The organism is Campylobacter jejuni, assembly GCF_049221745.1.
Classification (GTDB): Bacteria; Campylobacterota; Campylobacteria; order Campylobacterales; family Campylobacteraceae; genus Campylobacter_D; species Campylobacter_D jejuni_E.
Window position 1 is genome coordinate 1 of the sequence record NZ_JBMJAO010000002.1, and the last position, 20,346, is coordinate 20,346.

Annotated in this window: 23 protein-coding genes; 9 read left to right on the top strand and 14 right to left on the bottom strand. The window is 29.4% G+C overall.

Annotated features, from left to right (window positions below; all coding sequences use genetic code 11):
- Positions 1–228: 228 nt before the first annotated feature.
- The 3 genes from ACOTU8_RS02580 (at position 229) to mog (ending at position 3,644) form a co-directional block, all read left to right on the top strand.
- On the top strand, positions 229–1,983 hold the full coding sequence (locus tag ACOTU8_RS02580; protein WP_422341667.1) for a hypothetical protein: 1,755 nt from the start codon (positions 229–231) through the stop codon (positions 1,981–1,983).
- A 113-nt stretch (positions 1,984–2,096) separates the two neighbouring features.
- Positions 2,097–3,080, top strand: coding sequence for a magnesium/cobalt transporter CorA (gene corA / locus ACOTU8_RS02585; RefSeq protein ID WP_070276184.1), 984 nt, complete (start codon positions 2,097–2,099; stop codon positions 3,078–3,080).
- A 21-nt stretch (positions 3,081–3,101) separates the two neighbouring features.
- A complete protein-coding gene (gene mog, locus ACOTU8_RS02590) occupies positions 3,102–3,644 on the top strand; it encodes a molybdopterin adenylyltransferase (protein WP_002842823.1) in 543 nt (180 codons plus the stop codon).
- Here the strand turns inward: mog and ACOTU8_RS02595 are convergent.
- Complete coding sequence (locus tag ACOTU8_RS02595; RefSeq protein ID WP_422341668.1) at positions 3,641–3,820, bottom strand: molybdenum cofactor biosynthesis protein; 180 nt, start codon at positions 3,818–3,820, stop codon at positions 3,641–3,643. The two genes, mog and ACOTU8_RS02595, sit on opposite strands and share 4 nt — an antisense overlap.
- 128 nt (positions 3,821–3,948) lie before the next feature.
- Here ACOTU8_RS02595 and ACOTU8_RS02600 point away from each other — a divergent pair, with 128 nt between their 5' ends.
- The 5 genes from ACOTU8_RS02600 to ACOTU8_RS02620 are packed head-to-tail and all read left to right on the top strand — an operon-like array spanning position 3,949 to position 7,890.
- Positions 3,949–5,136 (top strand): M48 family metallopeptidase, encoded by a 1,188-nt coding sequence (locus ACOTU8_RS02600; RefSeq protein WP_422341669.1) that lies wholly within the window; start codon positions 3,949–3,951, stop codon positions 5,134–5,136.
- Positions 5,133–5,948 carry a HemK/PrmC family methyltransferase gene (locus ACOTU8_RS02605; protein ID WP_422341670.1) on the top strand — a complete coding sequence of 272 codons (816 nt, stop codon included), beginning with the start codon at positions 5,133–5,135 and terminating at the stop codon, positions 5,946–5,948. Before ACOTU8_RS02600 ends, ACOTU8_RS02605 begins: the two co-directional genes overlap by 4 nt.
- Positions 5,949–5,960: 12 nt before the next feature.
- Entirely contained in the window at positions 5,961–6,431 is a 471-nt protein-coding gene (locus ACOTU8_RS02610; RefSeq protein WP_422341671.1) for a DUF4149 domain-containing protein, read from the top strand.
- A gap of 42 nt (positions 6,432–6,473) precedes the next feature.
- Positions 6,474–7,223 (top strand): flagellin C, encoded by a 750-nt coding sequence (gene flaC / locus ACOTU8_RS02615; protein WP_422341672.1) that lies wholly within the window; start codon positions 6,474–6,476, stop codon positions 7,221–7,223.
- 34 nt (positions 7,224–7,257) lie between these two features.
- Positions 7,258–7,890 carry a YggS family pyridoxal phosphate-dependent enzyme gene (locus ACOTU8_RS02620; RefSeq protein WP_422341673.1) on the top strand — a complete coding sequence of 211 codons (633 nt, stop codon included), beginning with the start codon at positions 7,258–7,260 and terminating at the stop codon, positions 7,888–7,890.
- A gap of 15 nt (positions 7,891–7,905) precedes the next feature.
- Here the strand turns inward: ACOTU8_RS02620 and dnaE are convergent, their stop codons facing one another.
- Positions 7,906–11,508: a DNA polymerase III subunit alpha gene (gene dnaE / locus ACOTU8_RS02625; protein ID WP_422341674.1), complete on the bottom strand. Its 3,603-nt coding sequence runs from the start codon at positions 11,506–11,508 to the stop codon at positions 7,906–7,908.
- 193 nt (positions 11,509–11,701) lie between these two features.
- On the opposite strand from dnaE, the gene ACOTU8_RS02630 reads away from it, so the two are divergent.
- Complete coding sequence (locus ACOTU8_RS02630) at positions 11,702–11,944, top strand: SelT/SelW/SelH family (seleno)protein (RefSeq protein ID WP_257406500.1); 243 nt, start codon at positions 11,702–11,704, stop codon at positions 11,942–11,944.
- Positions 11,945–11,956: 12 nt separating this feature from the next.
- On the opposite strand, the gene ACOTU8_RS02635 is transcribed toward ACOTU8_RS02630, so the two are convergent.
- The 12 genes from ACOTU8_RS02635 to ACOTU8_RS02690 all read right to left on the bottom strand — a co-directional run bounded on the left by ACOTU8_RS02635 (position 11,957) and on the right by ACOTU8_RS02690 (position 20,339).
- Complete coding sequence (locus tag ACOTU8_RS02635) at positions 11,957–12,286, bottom strand: ArsC/Spx/MgsR family protein (RefSeq protein WP_422341675.1); 330 nt, start codon at positions 12,284–12,286, stop codon at positions 11,957–11,959.
- A complete protein-coding gene (locus ACOTU8_RS02640) occupies positions 12,283–13,623 on the bottom strand; it encodes a class II 3-deoxy-7-phosphoheptulonate synthase (RefSeq protein WP_422341676.1) in 1,341 nt (446 codons plus the stop codon). The genes ACOTU8_RS02635 and ACOTU8_RS02640 overlap by 4 nt, the downstream gene beginning before the upstream one ends.
- 24 nt (positions 13,624–13,647) lie before the next feature.
- A complete protein-coding gene (gene uraH, locus ACOTU8_RS02645) occupies positions 13,648–14,061 on the bottom strand; it encodes a hydroxyisourate hydrolase (RefSeq protein WP_422341677.1) in 414 nt (137 codons plus the stop codon).
- Positions 14,062–14,193: 132 nt separating this feature from the next.
- Entirely contained in the window at positions 14,194–14,550 is a 357-nt protein-coding gene (gene rplS / locus ACOTU8_RS02650; RefSeq protein ID WP_422341678.1) for a 50S ribosomal protein L19, read from the bottom strand.
- A 10-nt stretch (positions 14,551–14,560) separates the two neighbouring features.
- The gene (gene trmD, locus ACOTU8_RS02655; RefSeq protein ID WP_422341679.1) at positions 14,561–15,265 is read right to left on the bottom strand and encodes a tRNA (guanosine(37)-N1)-methyltransferase TrmD; all 705 of its coding nucleotides are present in this window, start codon (positions 15,263–15,265) and stop codon (positions 14,561–14,563) included.
- Positions 15,262–15,801, bottom strand: a complete 540-nt coding sequence (rimM, locus tag ACOTU8_RS02660) for a ribosome maturation factor RimM (RefSeq protein WP_422341680.1) — start codon at positions 15,799–15,801, stop codon at positions 15,262–15,264. The genes trmD and rimM overlap by 4 nt, the downstream gene beginning before the upstream one ends.
- Positions 15,794–16,036, bottom strand: a complete 243-nt coding sequence (locus ACOTU8_RS02665) for a KH domain-containing protein (protein WP_422341681.1) — start codon at positions 16,034–16,036, stop codon at positions 15,794–15,796. The genes rimM and ACOTU8_RS02665 overlap by 8 nt, the downstream gene beginning before the upstream one ends.
- A gap of 2 nt (positions 16,037–16,038) precedes the next feature.
- Entirely contained in the window at positions 16,039–16,266 is a 228-nt protein-coding gene (rpsP, locus tag ACOTU8_RS02670) for a 30S ribosomal protein S16 (RefSeq protein WP_052817361.1), read from the bottom strand.
- A 64-nt stretch (positions 16,267–16,330) separates the two neighbouring features.
- Positions 16,331–17,668, bottom strand: coding sequence for a signal recognition particle protein (gene ffh, locus ACOTU8_RS02675; protein WP_422341682.1), 1,338 nt, complete (start codon positions 17,666–17,668; stop codon positions 16,331–16,333).
- Between the two features lie 67 nt (positions 17,669–17,735).
- Positions 17,736–18,488 (bottom strand): pseudouridine synthase, encoded by a 753-nt coding sequence (locus tag ACOTU8_RS02680; RefSeq protein WP_422341683.1) that lies wholly within the window; start codon positions 18,486–18,488, stop codon positions 17,736–17,738.
- Positions 18,469–19,626 (bottom strand): lipid IV(A) 3-deoxy-D-manno-octulosonic acid transferase, encoded by a 1,158-nt coding sequence (gene waaA / locus ACOTU8_RS02685; protein WP_422341684.1) that lies wholly within the window; start codon positions 19,624–19,626, stop codon positions 18,469–18,471. The genes ACOTU8_RS02680 and waaA overlap by 20 nt, the downstream gene beginning before the upstream one ends.
- Positions 19,623–20,339, bottom strand: coding sequence for a zinc ribbon domain-containing protein (locus ACOTU8_RS02690; protein ID WP_422341685.1), 717 nt, complete (start codon positions 20,337–20,339; stop codon positions 19,623–19,625). The genes waaA and ACOTU8_RS02690 overlap by 4 nt, the downstream gene beginning before the upstream one ends.
- Positions 20,340–20,346: the final 7 nt, after the last annotated feature.

Consider the following 20,346-nt stretch of genomic DNA (forward strand, 5'->3'; position numbering starts at 1 on the left):
TAATTATCTTTGGTAATATCAAAAAAGATAATACTTAGTTTAATTTAGTTTACTCTCCTACTTGTTAAAAATTTCATCCTGATAATTTTAAAATTATTGGGATGGATGTTTTTATTGTATTTATTTTTTTATTTTTGTTTTATTATTTAATTTTATAAAAATATAATTATCTTTTTATACAACTTATAGGATAATATTTAGATTTTAATGTAACTATCAAGGAAAAATATGTTTGATAAAATTCATTATTATTATTTTAATGCTAATTATGAAAAATGTTTAAACCTGAGTGAGCAATTTTTAAAAGAAAGTCCAAAATTTGCTTTAGAATTTGCTACACTTTCTTCTTATAAACTTTCTCTTTTTCAAAAAGCTTTATATTATGCTCAAGAGCTTTTTTCTTTAAATCCTACAAGTTTTAATGGTCTTATACTTGCTAAAAGCTATATTGAAAATTTAAGACTTGATGAAGCCTTGAATTTATTACAAACACTTTTAACTCGCAAAGATGATTTAGAAGATGAACTTAAGTTAGAATTGGCTTTTGTTTATAAACTGAGCAACAAACTAGAAGAATCTGAAAAAATTTTCAAAGAATTGCTTTCTAAAGATATGTATAATCTTAATCTATGGAAAAATTATGCAGAAATTTATTTTAAACATGATTTTACTAAGGCATTAAATGCACATGAACACTTGTGTCATTTTATGCAAGATTTGATTGATAAACTGCAAAAAGGAATTATTGCTGAACAAACCAATCTTAATTTAGTAAAACTCGAAGATAGACTTCATAGTAAAACCAAAGAAAATCTTACCATTTCTAAAATAGAAGATTTTTTAACTCATCAGATTTTACCCCAAAAAGCATACTTACTTTTTAAGCTTTTTAGAATATCTGATTCTTTAGAACTTTTTCAATCACTGCAAGAAGCCAATCAACACCATGCACAGTTTTGGCAAAATTATGCTAAGGTATTAGAATTTAACTCAAACTATCAAGAAGCTTATCATGCTTATAAAAAATGTCTTAGCTTGGATTCTCATGCAACTTATCAATTTGATTTGGCTTATCTTTTGATGCGTATGGGAGTGGATGATAATTTTGAAGAGGGTAAGAAGTATTATGAAAGTAGATTATTTTATGCTCATAATGAAACTTTTTCTACTTATCATTATAATGAAAGCATAAAAGCTTTTAATAAATTGGGTATTGATGCTTTTAAAAATAAAGAAGTTTTAGTATTTTGCGAGCAAGGCTTTGGCGATACTATAATGTATACAAGATGCTTAGAAAAACTTTGTAAAATCGCTTCAAAGGTTTTATTTGCTCCTCAAAGTGCCATGTATGAAATGTTTAAAAATCAAATAAAAATTTTAAATCAAAATGATGATACTTTTAATAATCTAAAGGTTTTAAAAAATCTACCTAAAAATTTTGACTATGCTATTCCTATTTGTTCTTTACCTTTTTTTATTGATATTAAATTAAGCGAAATTAAACAATTAAAAACACCAATATTAGCACAAAAAAAGCCACAAAATAAAAAGAAAAAATTGGGTATTTTTTATTTTACTCCTAATGCTGAAAATTCTGATTTATTAAGAAATGTAAAATTTGAATTTTTATTTAATATATTAAAAGACTTAGATTATGAAATCATTTCTTTTCAAATGCAAGAAAGTAAAAGCTTACCTAAGATTATAGAAGATAGAAGCAAGGTGATAAAAAACTGGAATGATACTTTTAATAATTTATCTGATATTGATTGTATGATTAGCATTGATAGCGCAATTGCTCATTTAACTTTGGCTATGGATATTCCTACTGTAGTTCTTTTGCATCCTAGATTTGATTGGAGTTGGGGAAAATTTGAAAATCCTAAAAGTTATTTTTGGCCAAAAGCAAAATGTTTTATCATAAAAGAACAAGAAGAAACAAAAAAGAATTTGCAAAAACTGATTAAAGATATTTTAAACTAAAGCTTAGTTTAAGAGCTTTAGGTGGAAAATTTGGTTTTTGATTTATAAAAATTAAAAAATTGATTTTTAAACTAATCAAGGTATAATTTCAAAGTTAAAAATAAGGAATAACTATGCTCTATGTTTATATCAAAACTCAAAATGCTTTAGTTCAAAGAATCAATTTTAATCTCGATAGTCAAGAACTACCACAAAATATTTTATGGATTGATTTACTTCATCCAAGTGCAGCAGAAATTGCTTTTATATCAAGTGAATTTAATCTTGAATTTCCCACAAAAGAAGAAAGAGAGGAAATAGAACTTAGTGCAAAATATTGGGAAGATAATGCGACAATAACCATCAATGCTCATTTTTTAGTAAGAGATCTTAAAAGTGATGAAGAAGATAGGAATTTAATCAAGCTTCGCACAGAAATTGTTACTTTTGCTACTGCTAAAAATATCTTATTTACTATAAGATATAACGAATTTAGCACTTTTGAAGAAATTCAAGCAAGGATTTTGGCTAGTCCAAAGAATTTTGAAGATGGTTTTGATATTATTGATAAAATGTTTGAAGTACGCGTTGAAAAAGATGCGGATTTACTTGAATGGATAGATAAAGAAGCAAGACGCTTAAGAACAAGTGTTTTAGAAAAAAAAGATGAATATAGCTATGATGAAATGTTAAAGGATATTTCAAGTTTGCAAGAGCTTAATATGCGAGTAAGGGATTCTTTATTTGACAAACGTCGTGCTATGACCTCTTTGCTAAAAAGTGATAAGATCGATAAAGATATAAAACAAAATCTCACTATAGTTTTAAAAGACTTAAATTCTTTAGTTGAATTTAGTGTTTCACAGCTTAATATTTTAGATAATATCCAAACCATTTTAGCTAGTCAAATCAACATAGAACAAAACAAAATCATTAAAATTTTTACCGTTGCAACTGTTGCCATGATGCCACCTACTTTAATAGGGACAATTTATGGTATGAATTTTAAATTCATGCCCGAACTTGAACTTCACTATGCTTATCCCATAGTGCTTGGCGTGATGGTAATTTCTATCATTTTACCTTTGGTTGTTTTCAAGAAAAAAGGATGGTTATGAAAAATTTATTAAGGAGAAACAATGGATACAATAAACATAGGAATTTTAACCCTAAGCGATAGAGCAAGTAGTGGTATATATGAAGATAAGGCTACTGCTGAAATTGAAAGAGTGTTAAATTCATATATAAAAAATGATATTATTTACCATAAAGAATTAATCCCTGATGATTATGATTTGATCATTAAAAAATTACTTTATCTAGCAGATGAAAAAAAATGCGATTTGATTGTTACAAGCGGGGGTACAGGTCCAGCACTTCGTGATGTAACCCCAGAAGCCACAGAAGCTGTGTGCGATAAAATGATGCCAGGTTTTGGAGAGCTTATGCGTTTAGAAAGCTTAAAATATGTTCCAACAGCCATACTTTCAAGACAAAGCGCAGGAATTCGCAATAAATCTTTTATCATTAATCTACCAGGAAATCCTAAGGCTATAAAAGAATGTCTAGAACCTGTTTTTCCGGCTATACCTTATTGTATCGATTTAATAGAAGGCGCTTATATAGAAGCAAATGATGAAGTTATTAAGGTTTTTCGCCCTAAGAAAAAATGTCAAAATTAAAATTTATTAGCTCTAACAAGTCTGCTTAATTGTCTAGCAAGCAGACTTGCCGAAGCTTCATCTTTGCTTATCTTTTGTACTTTATTTTTAAACTTATAAAGTCTGTCATCTAAAATCACATCATTGATTGGAATTTTAGGCTTTTCTTTTTGTAAAATCTTTTTCTTAAAAAACATTCTTTAATCCTTTTTTTGCAAATATACACCAACTTAGTTAAAAAGAATATTATTTTAGATTTCAAACTATTAACTTTATTTCATTATTTTAAGCTAGAATTCGCAAAAAACCATTCAAGGAAAAATCAATGACTTTAATTGCAATTTTATGTCTTTACACAGCACTTTTATCTTGGATTTCCTATGCTCAAATTCGTTTCTTAGAAAGAGAAAAAGACAAACAAGCTCAAATTTTAAGCGAAAAAGACTATAAAAATGCAGCAGATATCGCCATCGAAAATGAAAAATTTAAACTATTTTCCAATTTTTATAATTTAATCATCAATATTGCATGGATAGGTTTTGGATTTTTATATCTTAAAGAATTGCTTATCTCAAACAACACTCGTTTTGAAAATACTTTATTTTTATTATCTTTTTTAATAATCACAAGTATTTTAAATCTACCTTTAAGTATTTATGAAAGTTTTATCAAAGATAAAGCCCATGGTTTTTCAAATATGACTGTAAAACTTTTTATCAAAGACGCTATAAAAAGTCTTATTTTAACTTTAATATTTGGATTTTTAATCCTTTATGCTTTGCTTTTTTGTTATGATTTTTTTGGAACTTTTTGGTGGATTGCGGCCTTTGCTTTTGCTTTTTGTATAGTGGTAATCATAAATCTCATCTACCCTACCTTGATAGCACCTATTTTTAACAAAATGGAAAAACTAGACGATGAAAATTTGCTGAAAAAAATCAGTGCTTTAATGAAACAATGTGGGTTTAGTGCAAATGGGGTTTATGTTATTGATGCAAGTAAAAGAGATAAGCGTTTAAATGCTTATTTTGGTGGACTTTTTAAAAGCAAAAGGGTGGTGCTTTTTGATACATTATCAAAAGCCTTAAATGAAAGAGAACTTTTAGCTGTTTTAGGACACGAGCTTGGACATTTTGTTCATAGGGATATTATCAAAGCTTTATTTAACGGTGCTATAACTATGTTTTTACTTTTTTTTGTTTTTGCAAATTTACCTGAATTTGTTTATTTAGAAAGTCATCTAGAAGGAGTAAATGGTGGTGTGTTTGCTCTTTTATTCATCTTGGCAAATATTTTTAGCTTTTTAATCTCTCCCATACTTAATGCCTTAAGTAGAAAAAATGAATTTGCGGCCGATCAACACGGAGCTAAAGTCACAAGCAAAGAAGATATGAAAAATGCATTGATAGCTCTAGCAAGAGAAAATAAAGCTTTTATCAAAACAAGTAAAATATATACATTTTTTTATCTTAGCCATCCAAGTATTAGTGATAGAATCAAGGCTCTTTCTTGACTATAAAAAATGCTCTTATGGAAGCTAAATCTAGCTTAAAAGGTTATGAAAATGAAGCAGTATTTATACTTTGTGAGTATCTGAAAAAAGATAAAGCTTGGTTATTTTTAAACCAAGATATAGAAATAGATCATGAACCTTATTTTGAGCTTATAACGCGTTTTAAATCTGGAGAACCTTTTGAATATATATTTGAAAAAGTGGATTTTTGGGGATTAGAATTTAAGATAAAAAAAGGCGTTCTAATCCCTCGCTACGATAGTGAAATTTTACTTTTTCAAATTTTAAATTTATGCAAAAAAAATACTTTTAATGGGGTTTTAGAAATAGGATTTGGAAGCGGAATTTTAAGCATTGTTTTAGCCAAAGAACTTGGGTTAAAAATCACAGCCTGTGATATCAATCCCAGAGCCTTAGAATTAGCTTTAGAGAATGCCAAATTACACAAAGTCGATCACTTGATTGACTTTAAACTTTGTAATTTTAAGCAAATTAAAGAAAATTGTGATTTTATTTTTTCAAATCCACCTTATATTAAAAATTCATATCCTATAGATATTTGGGTGCAAAAAGAACCCAAAGAGGCTTTATTTGGCGGAGAAAAAGGATATGAAATTCTAGAAGAAATCATACATTTTTCCCTTGATAAAAAAGTTAAATTTTTAGCTTGCGAATTTGGCTATGATCAAAAAGAAATTTTGGAAAAAATTTTATATCAAAATAATTTCATTGTTGATTTTTTCAAAGATGAACAAGGTTATAATCGTGCTTTTATAGCTAAATTTACAAATATGCGTTATGATAAAAAATAAAAGGAGAAACTCTTGAAAGCTATTAATTTATTTTTACTCGCTTCTATTGTGGGAATGGAGCTTATATTGGGTATAGTTGTTGCACCGACAATCTTTTTTCCTCAAAAACTCATAGGAGAAGGGATTTTAAGTCATTTTCAAAGTGGTTTGATGATGACGCAAATTTTTGTTAAAATGGGATATTTACTGATTTTTGTTTCAGTGGTTAATTTTTTATATGAAATTTATTCCCTTATAAAAGATGAAATGAAATTTCAAATAAAATTTTCAAAATTTATGCTGAGTTTGCTTATTTTGATTTTAAGCTTAATATTTGTTTTTTATTTTACTAATACCATAATTGAACTCCAAAACTTAGGCGAAAACGCTACAAAAACCCAAGAATTTATCAGTATTCATAATACAAGTGAAGTGGTGATTAAAATCATCTTGATAATGCAAGTTTTTTTGTATTTCTTAAGCTTTAAAATAGCAAAAAAGTGATAAAATATTAAATAATTCTAAGCAAGAGTCAAGGAGTAGGCCATGATGATCTCTGATGCAACTATGATGCAACAAAATTATTATTTAAACAATGCACAAAAAGCTAGTGATAAAGCTTTAGAAAATATTGCAGCTGTTCGTGCAATAAGTGGGGTTGATAGTGCTAATTTAGCTATTGCTGATTCTTTAAGATCTCAATCAAGCACTATAGATCAAGGTGTCGCGAATGCTTATGATGCTATAGGGGTTTTACAAATTGCAGATGCTAGCCTTTCTAATATTTCTCAAAATGCAAATAGACTTAATGAACTTTCAGTAAAAATGAACAACGCTGCACTTAATGATTCTCAAAAAGGAATGCTAAGAACAGAAGCAACACGCATACAAGATTCCATCAATGATTCTTTTAATAATGCAACTTATAATGGAAAAAATGTCTTTCAAACTATGAATTTTGTAGTAGGTAGTGGGACTGAAACTACAAATTTAAATCCATTAGCAACAGGTGGATTAAGCATAGATAATCAAGATAGTATTACAAATTTTATGGATCAACTTGGAAGTTTAAGAAGTGAAATAGGCTCAGGTATCAATGCCATCACATCAAATATTAATGCAAGTGTTCAAAATAGCATCAACTCAAAAGCAGCTGAAAATAATTTACTAAATAATGACATGGCAAAAAATGTTAATGATTTTAATGCCAATTATCTAAAAGAAAATGCTGCCGCTTTTGTTGCTGCACAATCCAACATGCAGCTTCAAAGCAAAATTGCTAATTTACTACAATAATATAAGCTCTAAATAGGGCTTATTTCTTTATCAAATGACTTTAGAGCAAATTTTAGAAAAAACCAAAAATATTCGCCTTGTAGCCGCAAGCAAGTATGTCGATGCAAGTATAATTGAAAAGCTTTTTGATCAAGGTATAGTAGAATTTGGAGAAAATCAAGTCCAAGCTCTAGCACAAAAAAAAGAAAAACTTGATGAAAAAAAACTAGATATAAAATGGCATTTTATAGGAAATCTACAAAGCAACAAAATCAATCTCTTAATCAAACAAAAACCTATATTATGGCACTCTTGCAATGGTATTAAAATAGCTAAAGCTATGAACAAAAGACTTGATTATAAATTAAATACTTTATTAGAAATCAATAGTGCAAATGAAAATAGCAAAAGCGGTCTAGATCCAAATCAAGCTGTAGAAGAATATTTACAAATACAAGAAGAATGCCCCAATCTAAATCTTTGCGGTGTAATGAGCATAGGCTCACACAGCCAAGATAAAGAAAATATTATAAAAAGCTTTGAAACTACATTTAAAATTTATGAAATTCTTCAAAAACATGGGGCTAAAATTTGCTCTATGGGGATGAGCAATGATTTTGAAATTGCTATAAAATGCGGATCCAATTTGGTAAGACTCGGAAGCATTTTATTTAAAAATCTTAACTAAGAAATAAAATCTTACTTAAGCATATTTATTAGAAATTTCTTCTACTATACTATCAGAGATAATAAAATCTGTATGATAAAGCAAGCAAGATCCCGCGCTAATAACTTTTAAAACAAGTTTTTTATTATTTTTTTCATTAGGATTATGTGCATTTCTAGCAATTTCATGAATTTCATAGATTAATTCTCTATTTAATCTTGTCAAATCTAGCTCTATGATATTTTTTTCAAATTCCTTAGGTTCTGCGGTAAAATGATTTTCTTCTTTATTTTTAAAATCTTTTTTTACTCCAAATTTTTTTATAGCTTTAATCTCACCATCTTCAAGACTTTGCAAGTCTTTAATTGCTTTTAAAAAAAAGCTAGGCTTCTCCCCTCCTTCAGCTTTAAATCCTAAAACAAATCCATAAGCATTATTTTTCAAGTTTTCATCTTTGATGATATTTTCTATTTCTTCTACATTGCTTTCAAATACAGTAGCATCAAACGAAGAATAATAATCCAAAATTTCAATTCTACCATAACGCTTATTATTTTTACTCATCATAGATTTAAAATCTTCAATCTTGCCTATACTTAAAATTTCTCCATTATTTTTTAAACCTTCAAAATCTAAACTTTTAACATAATCTATGGCATTAATTTGCTCATAAAATCGATCTAAAGGATGTCCTGAAACATAAATTCCTAAAATTTCTTTTTCATATTCCAATTTTTCCATCACTTCAAATTCTTCGTCTTTAGGAGTAAAATTTACTTGAACACCTGAAGTTAACTCCTCTTCGCCAAAAAGAGAGCTTGCAGCATTTTTTCTTACTTCAGCCATTTTACGCGATGCTTCGCTAAGATTTTCCATATTATCAAACAAAGCTTTTCTAGTAAAACCAAACTCATCAAAAGCCCCTGCCTTAATAAGACTTTCCAATGTCCTACGATTTATCTTGGTAGGATCTATCTTACCTAAGAAATCATTAATATCCTTAAATTCTCCATCTTGCCTTGCTTCAAGTAAATTTTCAACTGCAGGAATACCCACACTTTTTATAGCACCAAGTCCGTATATAATAGCATCCTTACCATCTTGCTCTAAAGCACTAAATTCACGGATGGCTTTGTTAATCGATGGAGGTAAAAGTTTAATATTCATTTTTTTCATCTCATCAATATAAACGGCAATTTTATCCACATTGTTTTCTTCGCTTGTTAAAAGCGCTGCCATAAATTCACTAGGATAATAAGTTTTTAAATAAGCCGTTTGGAAAGTGATCAACGCATAAGCTGCAGAGTGAGATTTATTAAAACCGTATCCTGCAAATTTTACGATAAGCTCCCATAAATCCTCAGCTTTTGCTCTATCATATCCTTGTTTTTCTGCTCCATCTGCAAAATCAATCTTAAGCTTTTTCATCTTCTCAGGATCTTTTTTACCCATAGCACGACGTACTACATCAGCGCCTCCTAAAGAAAAACCACCTATAATTTGAACAATTTGCATAACCTGCTCTTGATAAACAATAACCCCATAAGTTGGTTCTAAAACTTTCTCTAAACTATCAAAAGGATATTCTATGCTTTTTAAACCGTGCTTTCTGTCGATAAAATCATCAAGCATTCCTGATTCCATAGGGCCTGGACGATAAAGCGCAAGAACCGCAATGATATCTTCAAAACGCTCTGGTTTTAAGCGTGCATTTAAGCTTTGCATACCGCCTGATTCGATTTGAAAAATCCCTAAAGTATTTCCACTTTGTATGGTTTTATAAACTTTGCTATCATTTACATCTATAGTTTCCCAAATAATGTCTTTGTTGTAACGCTTTTTAATAAGCTTGATTGCATTATTAATTACTGTTAAAGTTTTAAGACCTAAAAAGTCAAATTTTATCAAATCCACATCTTCTAAGTGATCCTTAGAATACTGCGTTACTAAATGTCTTTCATCATTTTTACTTTGCCTAAAAAGTGGAGTTTTCTTCCATAAACTTTCATTAGAAATTACAACACCTGCTGCGTGCATACCAGCATTGCGATTTAATCCTTCTAAAGCTCTTGCATACTCCCAAACCTCATGACCTTTAGGATGACGATCAATAAATTCTTTGATTTTAGGTTCTTTTTCATAAGCAGTATCAAGAGTGATTTTAAGCTCTTCAGGTACAAGTTTAGCAAGCTCATCAGCATCTTGAATACTCATGTCACAAACTCTAGCTACATCACGAATTACACCTTTAGCCAAAAGCTTGCCAAAAGTAATCACTTGTGCTACTTTATCTGCTCCATATTTATCAATTACATAATCAATTACTTCAGCACGTCTATCTTGACAAAAATCCACATCAATATCAGGCATACTTACGCGCTCAGGATTTAAAAAACGTTCAAAAAGTAGACTATAAGGAATAGGATCTAAGTCTGTAATTCTTAAACAATAAGAAACCAAACTTCCCGCAGCCGATCCCCTTCCAGGACCTACCGGAATTCCCTTATCTTTAGCTACTTTAATAAAATCATGAACTATGAGCATATAACCTGAAAATTTCATATTTTTAATGATATTAATTTCTACTTCAAGTCTTTGTTTGTATTCTTCATGCTTGCTTTCATCGATGAATTTTAATCTCTCTTCAAGTCCCTTTTTACAAAGCTCTTCAAAAACTATGTCATCATTATCAAAGCTAAATTCTTTTGTTTCTTCAGGCAAGGTAATATTATGATCTTTAGCATATTCTCTTGTAAATTTAAAATTCGGCGGAGTGGGGTTGCCAAGATTAAGCTCTAAATTACATTTTTGTGCGACTTCTTGTGTATTTTCTATAGCTTCTGGAATATCTGCAAAAAGCTCACTCATTTGCTCAGGACTTTTAACATAAAATTCATGAACACTATGACGCATTCTATCAGGATCATTAAGTTTTTTTCCCATAGCTATACACATAAAAACCTCATGGGCAGCCGCTCTATCTTTAAAAGTATAATGCGTATCATTTGTAGCAATGATTTTTATATTTAATTCTTTAGAAAGTCTGATAATATCATCATCTATCATTCTTTGATCGCCTATACCATGACGCATGATTTCAAGATAAAAATCATCTTTAAAAATTTTTTTATACCATAATGCCACTTCTTTTGCTGCTTCATAACCTTTTGCACCAAAACGCACATTTCTTTCACTATAAGTATTTAAGTGCCAATTTACTTCACCTTGTAAACAAGCAGAAGAGCAAATAAGACCTTCGCTGTGTTTTTCTAAAAGCTTTTTATTGATACGCGGATAATAATACAAGCCTTTAATATAACTTTGAGAACTTAAATACATTAAATTTTGATATCCAATCTCATTTTTTGCATACAAACAAAGGTGAAAACGCTGGCGTGAGCTTTTATCATCTAGCTTATCATGATTATGCAAATACGCTTCCATGCCAATGATAGGTTTTAAACCTTGTGCTTTCATTGTCTGATAAAAATCAATTGCCCCAAACATATTTCCATGATCTGTCATAGCCACACTTGTAGCACCCTGCTCTTTTAAAGTTAAAGCCAATTCTTTAAGCTTATTGGCTCCATCAAGCAAAGAATACTCTGTATGTAAATGTAAGTGCGTAAATTGGCTCATTTTCTTCCTTTAATTTTTTAAAGCTTGTTTTAATTTTGATAAAAATTATAAATTTTTCTCGCTGAATTTGAAAGAAATTAGCCCTAAATTTCAACTTAAATTTCACAAAAGGCAAAAATTCAGCCAAAATAAACTATAATAAAAATTTAAGATTTTAATCTTAAATAAAATGAACTTTTCAAAGGATAAAATGATGAAAGTAAAAATTGCTTATTGTAATCTTTGAAATTATCGCCCACAAGCTGCAAGGGTTGCAGAAGAACTACAAAGCGATTTCAAAGATGTTGAAGTAGAATTTGAAATTGGTGGCAGAGGTGATTTTATCGTCGAAGTAGACGGAAAAGTTATCTTCTCTAAAACACAACTTATTAATTGTGAAAGTGAAAGATTTCCATATCAAAATGAAATTAATCAATTGATAAAAAATAGAGTGTAATCAAACACTCTATCATAATATTTTCTCATATTCCTTACCAATATATATGTTTTGCTCACACTCAATAATGGGACGCTTAATACAACTTGGATTTTCTAATACAATTTTTTCAAGTTCTTTTTCATTTAAACTTTTAACTTTTTCTTTGTTTAAACCAAGTTTTTTAGAAGTTAATCCAGCGGTATTGATAAGATCTTCAAAAGATTTTTGTTTTAACCATGTATATAAAATATCTTGATTAATCTTTTTAATATCCATAAAATCAAACACAATACCTTTTTGTATTAAAGCATCCATAGCTTTTTTTACAGAATTACAATTTTTTATACCGTAAAGTTTCATTTTCTAGCCTTTTTTACTAAATCTGCAATTAAAAAAGCGAGTTCTAAAGCCTGATCCGCATTAAGCCTTGGATCGCATTGTGTTTCATAACGCTCTTCTAAACTTTGAGCAGTAACATTGCTTGCACCACCTGTACATTCTGTTACATTTTGACCTGTCATCTCAAGATGTACTCCACCTGCATAAACTCCTTCACTCGCTGCAATTTCAAAAAAAGATCTCACTTCTTGCATGATTTTATCAAACTCACGTGTTTTAAAACTACCTGCTTTTACTGTATTTCCATGCATAGGATCTATACTATATACTAAATTTAAACCTTCACTTTTAAGTTTAGAGAAAATTTTTGGCAAATTATTGATAATTTTATCTGCGCCCATGCGGATAATAATATTTAATCTTCCTTCTTCATTATTTGGATTTAAAACATTTGCTAAAACTATAATATCATCTGCACTTGCACTAGGTCCTATTTTAACCCCTAAAGGATTTTTTACTCCGCTTAAAAAATGCACATGAGCTTCATCAAGTGCCCTTGTTCTTTCACCTATCCAAAGCATGTGAGCTGAACAATCATAAATTTCCCCACTTAAACTATCTACACGAGTTAAAGCCTCCTCATAAGGCAAAAGCAAAGCTTCATGTGAAGTATAAACACTAACTTCTCTTAGGCTTGGAGTATTACTTATATTAATCCCACAAGCTTCCATAAAAGCTAAAGCTTGTGAAATTTTTTCACTGATATCAGTATATTGCTTATGAAGTTCACTCTTTTTTAAAAACCCCAAATTCCAACGATGCACTTCATGCAAATCTGCTAAACCACCCTTAGCAAATCCACGCAACAAATTTAGCGTTGTTGCACTTTGATAATAAGCTTCAAGCATTCTATGTGGATCAGGAATGCGTGCTTGTTCGCTAAATTCAAAACCATTAATAATATCACCACGATAACTAGGAAGACTTATACCATTTAACTCTTCAAAATCACTACTTCTTGGCTTGGCAAACTGCCCTGCAATACGACCAATTTTTACAACAGGACATCCACCAGCAAATGTAAGTACTATAGCCATTTGAAGTAAAATTTTAAACATATCACGGATATTTACAGCGCCAAAATTTTCAAAACTTTCAGCACAATCTCCACCTTGAAGTAAAAAAGCTTCTTTTTTACAAACTCTTGCTAAAGACTTTTGAAGATTTCTCACTTCTCCAGCAAAAACCAAAGGAGGAAGTTTCTCAAGTCTTGCTAAAACTCTATTCGTTTCCTCTTGATCTGGATAGATAGGTTGCTGTTTTATAGGATAGTTTTTCCAAGAATTCTTAGTCCACATGGTTTTTTTCTTTCGTTTTATTTATCAGCTTCCCCTATAAGTTGAATAACCAAAAGGAGAAAGGGTTATTGGAACATGATAATGTTTTTGATCTTTAGAAAGCTCAAAACTTACCTCTACAAAAGGATAAAAAGTATTTATTTTGCGTGATGTGTAATAGTCTTTCGTGAAAAATTTAAGCTTATAAATTCCAAAAGCCCTATTTTCAGCTTTTTCATATGGCAATAAATCTCCTATTCTACCATTTTCTTCGGTAAATTCTTCACTTACTTTTTTCCACTGTTGATTTGCTTCCAACTTATAAAGATCAACTTTTACTTTAGGAGCAGGTTGTCCAGAAGTAATATCCAAGACATGAGTGCTTAATTGATATTCAGTAGCACTCAAAAACATTGGTACGCTTGCTAGTATTAATAAAGTTTTTTTAATAGAAAACATTTTCTCTCCTTGTATAATATTTACAAGGAATATTATACAAGAGTATTATTAATAATTAAAATCAAATAATAAAAATTATAAATTAATTATAATTATTTAATTGTTAGACTTATAATAAAAAATAATTATAAATTATTTTTTAAGCTCTTTAATACGCGCTGCTTTACCGCGTCTATCTCTTAAGTAGAATAATCTTGCACGGCGTACACGACCACGACGCAAAACAGTAATACTTTCTAAACTTTCACTATAAATAGGGAAAATTCTCTCAACGCCAACATTATTAGCGCCCATTTTACGTACGATAAAAGTTTCGCCTACGCCATTACCTCTTCTAGCAATACAAATACCCTCAAAATTTTGGATTCTTGTTTTATCCCCTTCTTTGATACGAATTGCAAGCTTTAAAGTATCACCAGCGCGAAAATCTGGAACATTTTTACCTTCAATTTGTTTTGCTTCAAATTGTTCTATATATTTATTTTTCATAAAAAATCCCTTATTTTTTGCGTTCATGCTCTAAAAATAAATCTGGACGAAAAAATTTCGTTTTGCAAGACGCCAAAGTAGTTTTTAAACTTGCAATTCTAGCGTGATTACCCTTTAAAAACTCTGAAGGAGTATAAAATTTTTTATTTTTTTTCTCAAAAATAAAAGGTTTTGAAAAAGCAGGTGCTTCGAGTAAATTATTCTCAAAGCTTTCTTCTTTCAAACTTTCCAAATTTCCTAAAACCCCGTTAACATTTCTTAAAATTGCATCACACATTACAAGTGCAGGTAATTCTCCTCCTGTTAAAATAAAATCCCCTATGCTAAAAACTTCATTCGCAAAAATTTCAAGCACTCTCTCATCTATACCTTCATAGCGCCCACATACAAAAACTATATGTTCTTTTTTACTTAAGCGTTTGGCATCTTTTTGATTAAAGGTTTTACCACTTGGATTTAAAAAAATAAAATAGGGATTTTCTTTTTTTTCTTGAATACTTCTTAACACCTCATACATAGGTTCAGCTTGCATCAAAAGTCCAGCTCCACCACCTATTTTATAATCATCGACTTTATGATAGGAATTTTTAGAAAAATCTCTTGGATTATAAAAATTAAGTTTGAAAAGTTTTTTTTCTTTTGCTCTTGCAAGTATAGAATCTTGAAAGTAAAATTCCATAAGATTAGGAAACAAAGAAACGAAACTAAATTTCATGAATTTTCTAAAATTAAAAAAGCATCTTGCGTGCAAAAAATCTGTCGTTTTTCTATATCTATATTTTTAACAAATTTATCTAAATATGGAATAAAAAATATTTTAGGATATTTTTTTTCCACCCATTTTTCATCACTTTGAATTTCAAATAAATAAGAAGCTCCAGTTTCCAAGATATCAACCACTTTACCTAATTTTTTATCTTCTTCAAAAACTTCACACTCTAAAACATCAAAATAAAAAAACTCATCTTTTTTTAATTTACAAGTTTGTCTGCTTTTCTCGATACTCTGAAAAAGAATGAGATTAGTTAATTCTTTGGCCTTTTCTATATCTTCATAATTCTCAAATAAAATAGTAGAATTGCTTGCATTATAATGCTTAATCTTTAACATTTCTTTGGTGTTTTTTATAAAAAAAGTAGTATCTTTTTTAAATTGAGAAGAAAAATCGCTCAGGTTATGCAATTTTACATAACCCTTAAGACCCACAGTTTTACCAAGTTTTGCAACTTGAACAAAATCTTTTTCACTCAAGCGCTTTTACCGTTACTCTATAAGAACTTGCATCCTTGCTCTTATAAGCAGAGATTACGGTTTTTATAGCATTGATCATTTTTCCATTTTTACCTATAAGCTTACCTGTATCAACCTTATGTGCAAAAAGAACAATCTCAAAAAAATTTTCACTTAATTCATTTTTTTGAGTGTCAATCTGTTCAGGATAATCTGCAATTAATTTTGCGTATTCTCTAAGAAAATTCTCTACCATGATTATTTGCTAGTGATAGAAGCAACTTTATCGCTAAGTTTTGCACCAACACTTTTCCAATAAGCTAAACGCTCTGTATCAACTTTAATTACCTCAGGTTCTACCATAGGATTATAATACCCAATACTTTCTATCCAACCACCATCACGACGTTTTCTACTATCTGTAACTACAATACGATAAAATGGTCTTTTAGTTCTACCCATTCTTGTAAGTCTAATAACTGTCATTTATACTCCTTAAAAATTAAAAATTTTATTTATAGATACTATAAAAAGTATTTATAAATAAAATTTAAAATTGTCTTCTAGCTTGACTCATCATTTGCGTTAAACTTTCCATTCCTTTTTTACCTGAAAATCTTTTTGCAAGTTTTGCTGCGTTACTAAATTGTTTTAAAAAACGATTGACTTCTACCTGAGAAAGACCTGCTCCCTCTGCTATACGACGCTTTCTAGCATTATTTAACAAATCAGGATTTTCTCTTTCTTTTGGAGTCATTGAAGAAATCATTGCTTTAATGCGTATGATTTCTTTAGAATTATCCAAATCTATATCTTTTACCGCATTTGCCATTCCGCCAAGCCCTGGTATCATACCGATTAAAGACTTCATACTCCCTAATTTTTTAATACTTTCCATTTGGTTAAGAAAATCATTAAAATTAAATTCACCTTTTTTGATTTTTTGATTGAGTTTTTTAGCTTCTTTTTCATCAATCACTGCAGCAGTTTTTTCAGCTAAAGTAGCCAAATCACCCTCGCCCATGATACGACTTACAATACGATCTGGTATAAAAACTTCTAAATCTGCTACTTTTTCACCTACACCAATAAATCTTAAAGGAATACCGATTTGTTTTGCTATACCTAAGGCTACTCCGCCTTTAGTATCTGCATCAAATTTTGATAAAATTACCCCGCTGATATTTAAAGCTTCATTAAAACTAGCCGCAGTCTTAACCCCATCTTGACCACTCATTGCATCAGCAACATAGAAAATCTCATCAGGATTTAAGATATCCTTAACTGCTTTTAATTCATTCATCAAAGCCTCATCTATAGCCAAACGTCCAGCAGTATCCACAAGCAAAACATCCACCATAGAACTTTCAGCCTTTTTTAAAGCCTCTTTAGCAACTCTAATAGGATCTTTTTCATTTTCTATAAAGAAAAGTTCAATTTCATTAGCTTCACAAAGTTGTCTTAGTTGCTCCACTGCTGCTAAACGCTGCAAATCACAAGCTGCAACTAAAACTTTTTTATTGCGTAATTTTAAATAATTTGCAAGTTTGATAGTGCTTGTAGTCTTACCACCCCCTTGCAAACCTGCCATTAGAACTACTGTTGGGGGTTTAGAAGCAAAAACAAAACCTTGATTCTTACCATTGACACTTAAAATATTTTCTAAATTTATTTTAATGGCATTTAAAAATTGTTTTTGACCTATTCCGTTTTGCTTTACATCTTCTTCTATTAAAGTCAAAAGCTCTTTAGTTACCTTATGATGAACATCTGCTTTTAAAAGAGCTTTTTTTAAGGTTTCTAAAGCGTTCTTAAGTGCTTTTTCATCATCAACAAAACGTAATTTATTAATCGCTGATTTAAAAGATTCGCTGACTAACTCAAACACTTTATCACCTTTCTATAAAATTTTTAAATTAAACCTTGCATTATACAAAATTTTTTCTTAAATGGCTTTAAAAATCTAAATTTTTTATCTCAAAGCCAAATTTTGCAAAACTACTATCTAAAATAGCTTTAAAATAATAATCAAAAATTTTAATTTCATAACTGTGTAAATACATTCTATCGCTTGAAATTTTAGCATATTTTTCATCGCCTATAACACCATGTTTTATAAATTTAGTATGTACTCTGATTTGATGAGTTCTACCTGTTTGAATGACTATTTTTGCTAAGGTTTTTTTTGACTGCATCATAATAGGAGTAATAATACTTAAGGCACTTAAACCATCTTTTGAAACTTTACTTAATGCCCCGCCTTTTGCTTTTATGGTAAAAATAGGCTCATTTACTTCAGCCTCTTCAGCCAAAACCCCATCTAAAACCGCAATATAACTTTTATAAACCCTATGTTTTTTAAATTCTTCTATACAAAGCTTTCTAAAATTTTCATCTTTACAAAGCAAAATCACACCGCTTGTTTCTTTGTCTAAACGATTTAAAAGCTTGGCGTTAAATTTTTTCTCTAAATCTTCACTCACATAAGCGTAAGGTTTATTAATAGCAATAATCTTATCATCTTCAAAAATAATTTGAGGATTTTTGGTTTTTATCACATTAAATCTTGCCTTATCACTCATCAAAGCTCTAGCAACCACAACTTTTTTTCCATGTGAAAAAACACAACCCTTATCAATCAAATCTTTAGCTTCACGATTTGAAATTTTTTCTTGCAAAGCTAAGAGTTTATAAGCTTTTTCTTGCATCAATTCCCTTTTGTATAGCTTGTATGATAAGATCTAAATTTTCTTTTTTGGAAATTTTAGCTTTTAAATTTAAATAATGAATTTTATCATTTAAATCTTTTAAATTTTCACAAAAATGTACATTTTCTACTTCTTCAAATAAAGCCTTTTGATTGTGAATAAATTTCCCACTGATTAATACATTGTCAAAATATGCCACTTCTATAGGATTGTGTCCTCCTATGCCTTCTATGAAAGAACCTCCAAGCACAACAACATCAGAAATTGCATAAAAATTTACAAGCTCCCCTAAAGCATCTAAAAGCAAAATTTTTTTAGAAAATTTTTTATTTTCATCTTTTAAAGAACTAAATTTTTCAAATTCTAAACCTTTATTTAAAAACAAATTTTCAACTTCTTTAAAACGCTCAGGGTGTCGTGGGGCGATAATGAGTTTTTCATTTTCTTCTAATTTAAAATGATCAAGCAAAAGCTCTTCTTCATCTTTATGCGTACTAGCAAAAATAATAAGTTTTTCTTTGGGTTTGGCATAAATTTTATTATTTTTAATCTCTAAATTTGCCTTAATATTTTTAAAAATTTTAACATTTTTAGCTCCCAAACTTTCAAGTCTTGCTTTATCTAATTCACTTTGAGCAAAAACTTCATCAATATAAGAAAAAATTTTTTTATAAAAAAAAGAAAATCTTTGATAAGCATGATAAGATTTATCAGATATTCTTGCATTAAGTAAAATAATCTTAGTCTTATAAATGCGTGCCATAAAAACAAGCATAAGCCAATATTCTGCTTCAAAAATTACCAAAACCTTACAAGGCTTAAACCAAAAAGGCAAAAAATTTTCAAAAGCAAGATAATTTACCTTTTTACAAAATTCTTTTGCGCATTCAAAACCTGTTTGAGTAATAGTAGTTATTCTTGAATCAAATTTTAAAACCAAAGTTTTAATACTTCTTACTTCCCCGTAAGAACAAGCATGAAAATGTACATCAGCTTTTTCTTGATGTAAATTTTTATAAAGAAAAAATCGAGATTTTAAACTAGTTTTGTATTTGGATTTTAAAAAAGAAAGCAAAAGAATAAAGACGGCACAAAATAAAAATGCCATCCAAGTTAAAAAATAATAAAAAAAAATCAATTTTGCTCTTCTTGCTCTTTATAAAGAATTCTTCCACAATGAGGACAAGTTACAATCTCTTCACCTTTTACAACAGACAGATAAGTCTTATCGTAAATTTTCATAAAACATCCATAGCATGCTTGTTTTTTAACAGGAACTACAGCAGTATTTTTCGCCCATTTGCGAATTTTTTCGTAAAAACTTAAAACCTTTTGATTCATCTCGCCCACAAGTTTGTTTTTTTTATCATAAACACTCATTCTATCTTTTTCAAGAACTTCCATTTCAGATTTAATGCTTACTCTAATCTCATTAATATTTTGCTCTTGTTTGATTTTTTCTTCTTCGAGTTCTTTTTTATAAGTTTCTTTATTCTCTAAAATTTTATCCAGTCTTACAATCTCATCATTTGCAGCGTCTAATTGCTCTTTTGCAATATCTTCTTCAATTTTTAAAGCATTAGCTTCTTTTTCTGTTTTTACTGCACCACTTTTTTTAGAAAGCTCTTTAATTTTTGCTGAAAACTCAGAAATATGAGCATTATTTTGCACTTTTTGATTTTCTATATCTTTGATTTCTTCATCGATTTTTTCTAAATCTGTGTTGATTTTTCCTATTTTTAACTCAGCATCTTTTAAAGTCTTATTAATACTGTCTATTTTTGGTTCATAACTATCAATTTCTTGATCTATTTTTGATAAAAGCACTAATTGTTCGAGATATTTATTCATTTATTTT

Bases quoted from the DNA above. Each gene is read 5' to 3' on its own strand.
- ACOTU8_RS02640 (WP_422341676.1), bottom strand. From the start codon at position 13,623: ATGTGGACTAAGAATTCTTGGAAAAACTATCCTATAAAACAGCAACCT.
- rplS (WP_422341678.1), bottom strand. From the start codon at position 14,550: ATGAAAAATAAATATATAGAACAATTTGAAGCAAAACAAATTGAAGGT.
- ACOTU8_RS02680 (WP_422341683.1), bottom strand. From the start codon at position 18,488: ATGCAAGAAAAAGCTTATAAACTCTTAGCTTTGCAAGAAAAAATTTCA.
- dnaE (WP_422341674.1), bottom strand. From the start codon at position 11,508: ATGAGCCAATTTACGCACTTACATTTACATACAGAGTATTCTTTGCTT.
- flaC (WP_422341672.1), top strand. From the start codon at position 6,474: ATGATGATCTCTGATGCAACTATGATGCAACAAAATTATTATTTAAAC.
- mog (WP_002842823.1), top strand. From the start codon at position 3,102: ATGGATACAATAAACATAGGAATTTTAACCCTAAGCGATAGAGCAAGT.
- ACOTU8_RS02580 (WP_422341667.1), top strand. From the start codon at position 229: ATGTTTGATAAAATTCATTATTATTATTTTAATGCTAATTATGAAAAA.
- corA (WP_070276184.1), top strand. From the start codon at position 2,097: ATGCTCTATGTTTATATCAAAACTCAAAATGCTTTAGTTCAAAGAATC.
- trmD (WP_422341679.1), bottom strand. From the start codon at position 15,265: ATGAAATTTAGTTTCGTTTCTTTGTTTCCTAATCTTATGGAATTTTAC.
- ACOTU8_RS02690 (WP_422341685.1), bottom strand. From the start codon at position 20,339: ATGAATAAATATCTCGAACAATTAGTGCTTTTATCAAAAATAGATCAA.
- rpsP (WP_052817361.1), bottom strand. From the start codon at position 16,266: ATGACAGTTATTAGACTTACAAGAATGGGTAGAACTAAAAGACCATTT.
- ACOTU8_RS02595 (WP_422341668.1), bottom strand. From the start codon at position 3,820: ATGTTTTTTAAGAAAAAGATTTTACAAAAAGAAAAGCCTAAAATTCCA.
- ACOTU8_RS02635 (WP_422341675.1), bottom strand. From the start codon at position 12,286: ATGAAACTTTACGGTATAAAAAATTGTAATTCTGTAAAAAAAGCTATG.
- ACOTU8_RS02600 (WP_422341669.1), top strand. From the start codon at position 3,949: ATGACTTTAATTGCAATTTTATGTCTTTACACAGCACTTTTATCTTGG.
- ACOTU8_RS02620 (WP_422341673.1), top strand. From the start codon at position 7,258: ATGACTTTAGAGCAAATTTTAGAAAAAACCAAAAATATTCGCCTTGTA.
- ACOTU8_RS02665 (WP_422341681.1), bottom strand. From the start codon at position 16,036: ATGGTAGAGAATTTTCTTAGAGAATACGCAAAATTAATTGCAGATTAT.
- uraH (WP_422341677.1), bottom strand. From the start codon at position 14,061: ATGTTTTCTATTAAAAAAACTTTATTAATACTAGCAAGCGTACCAATG.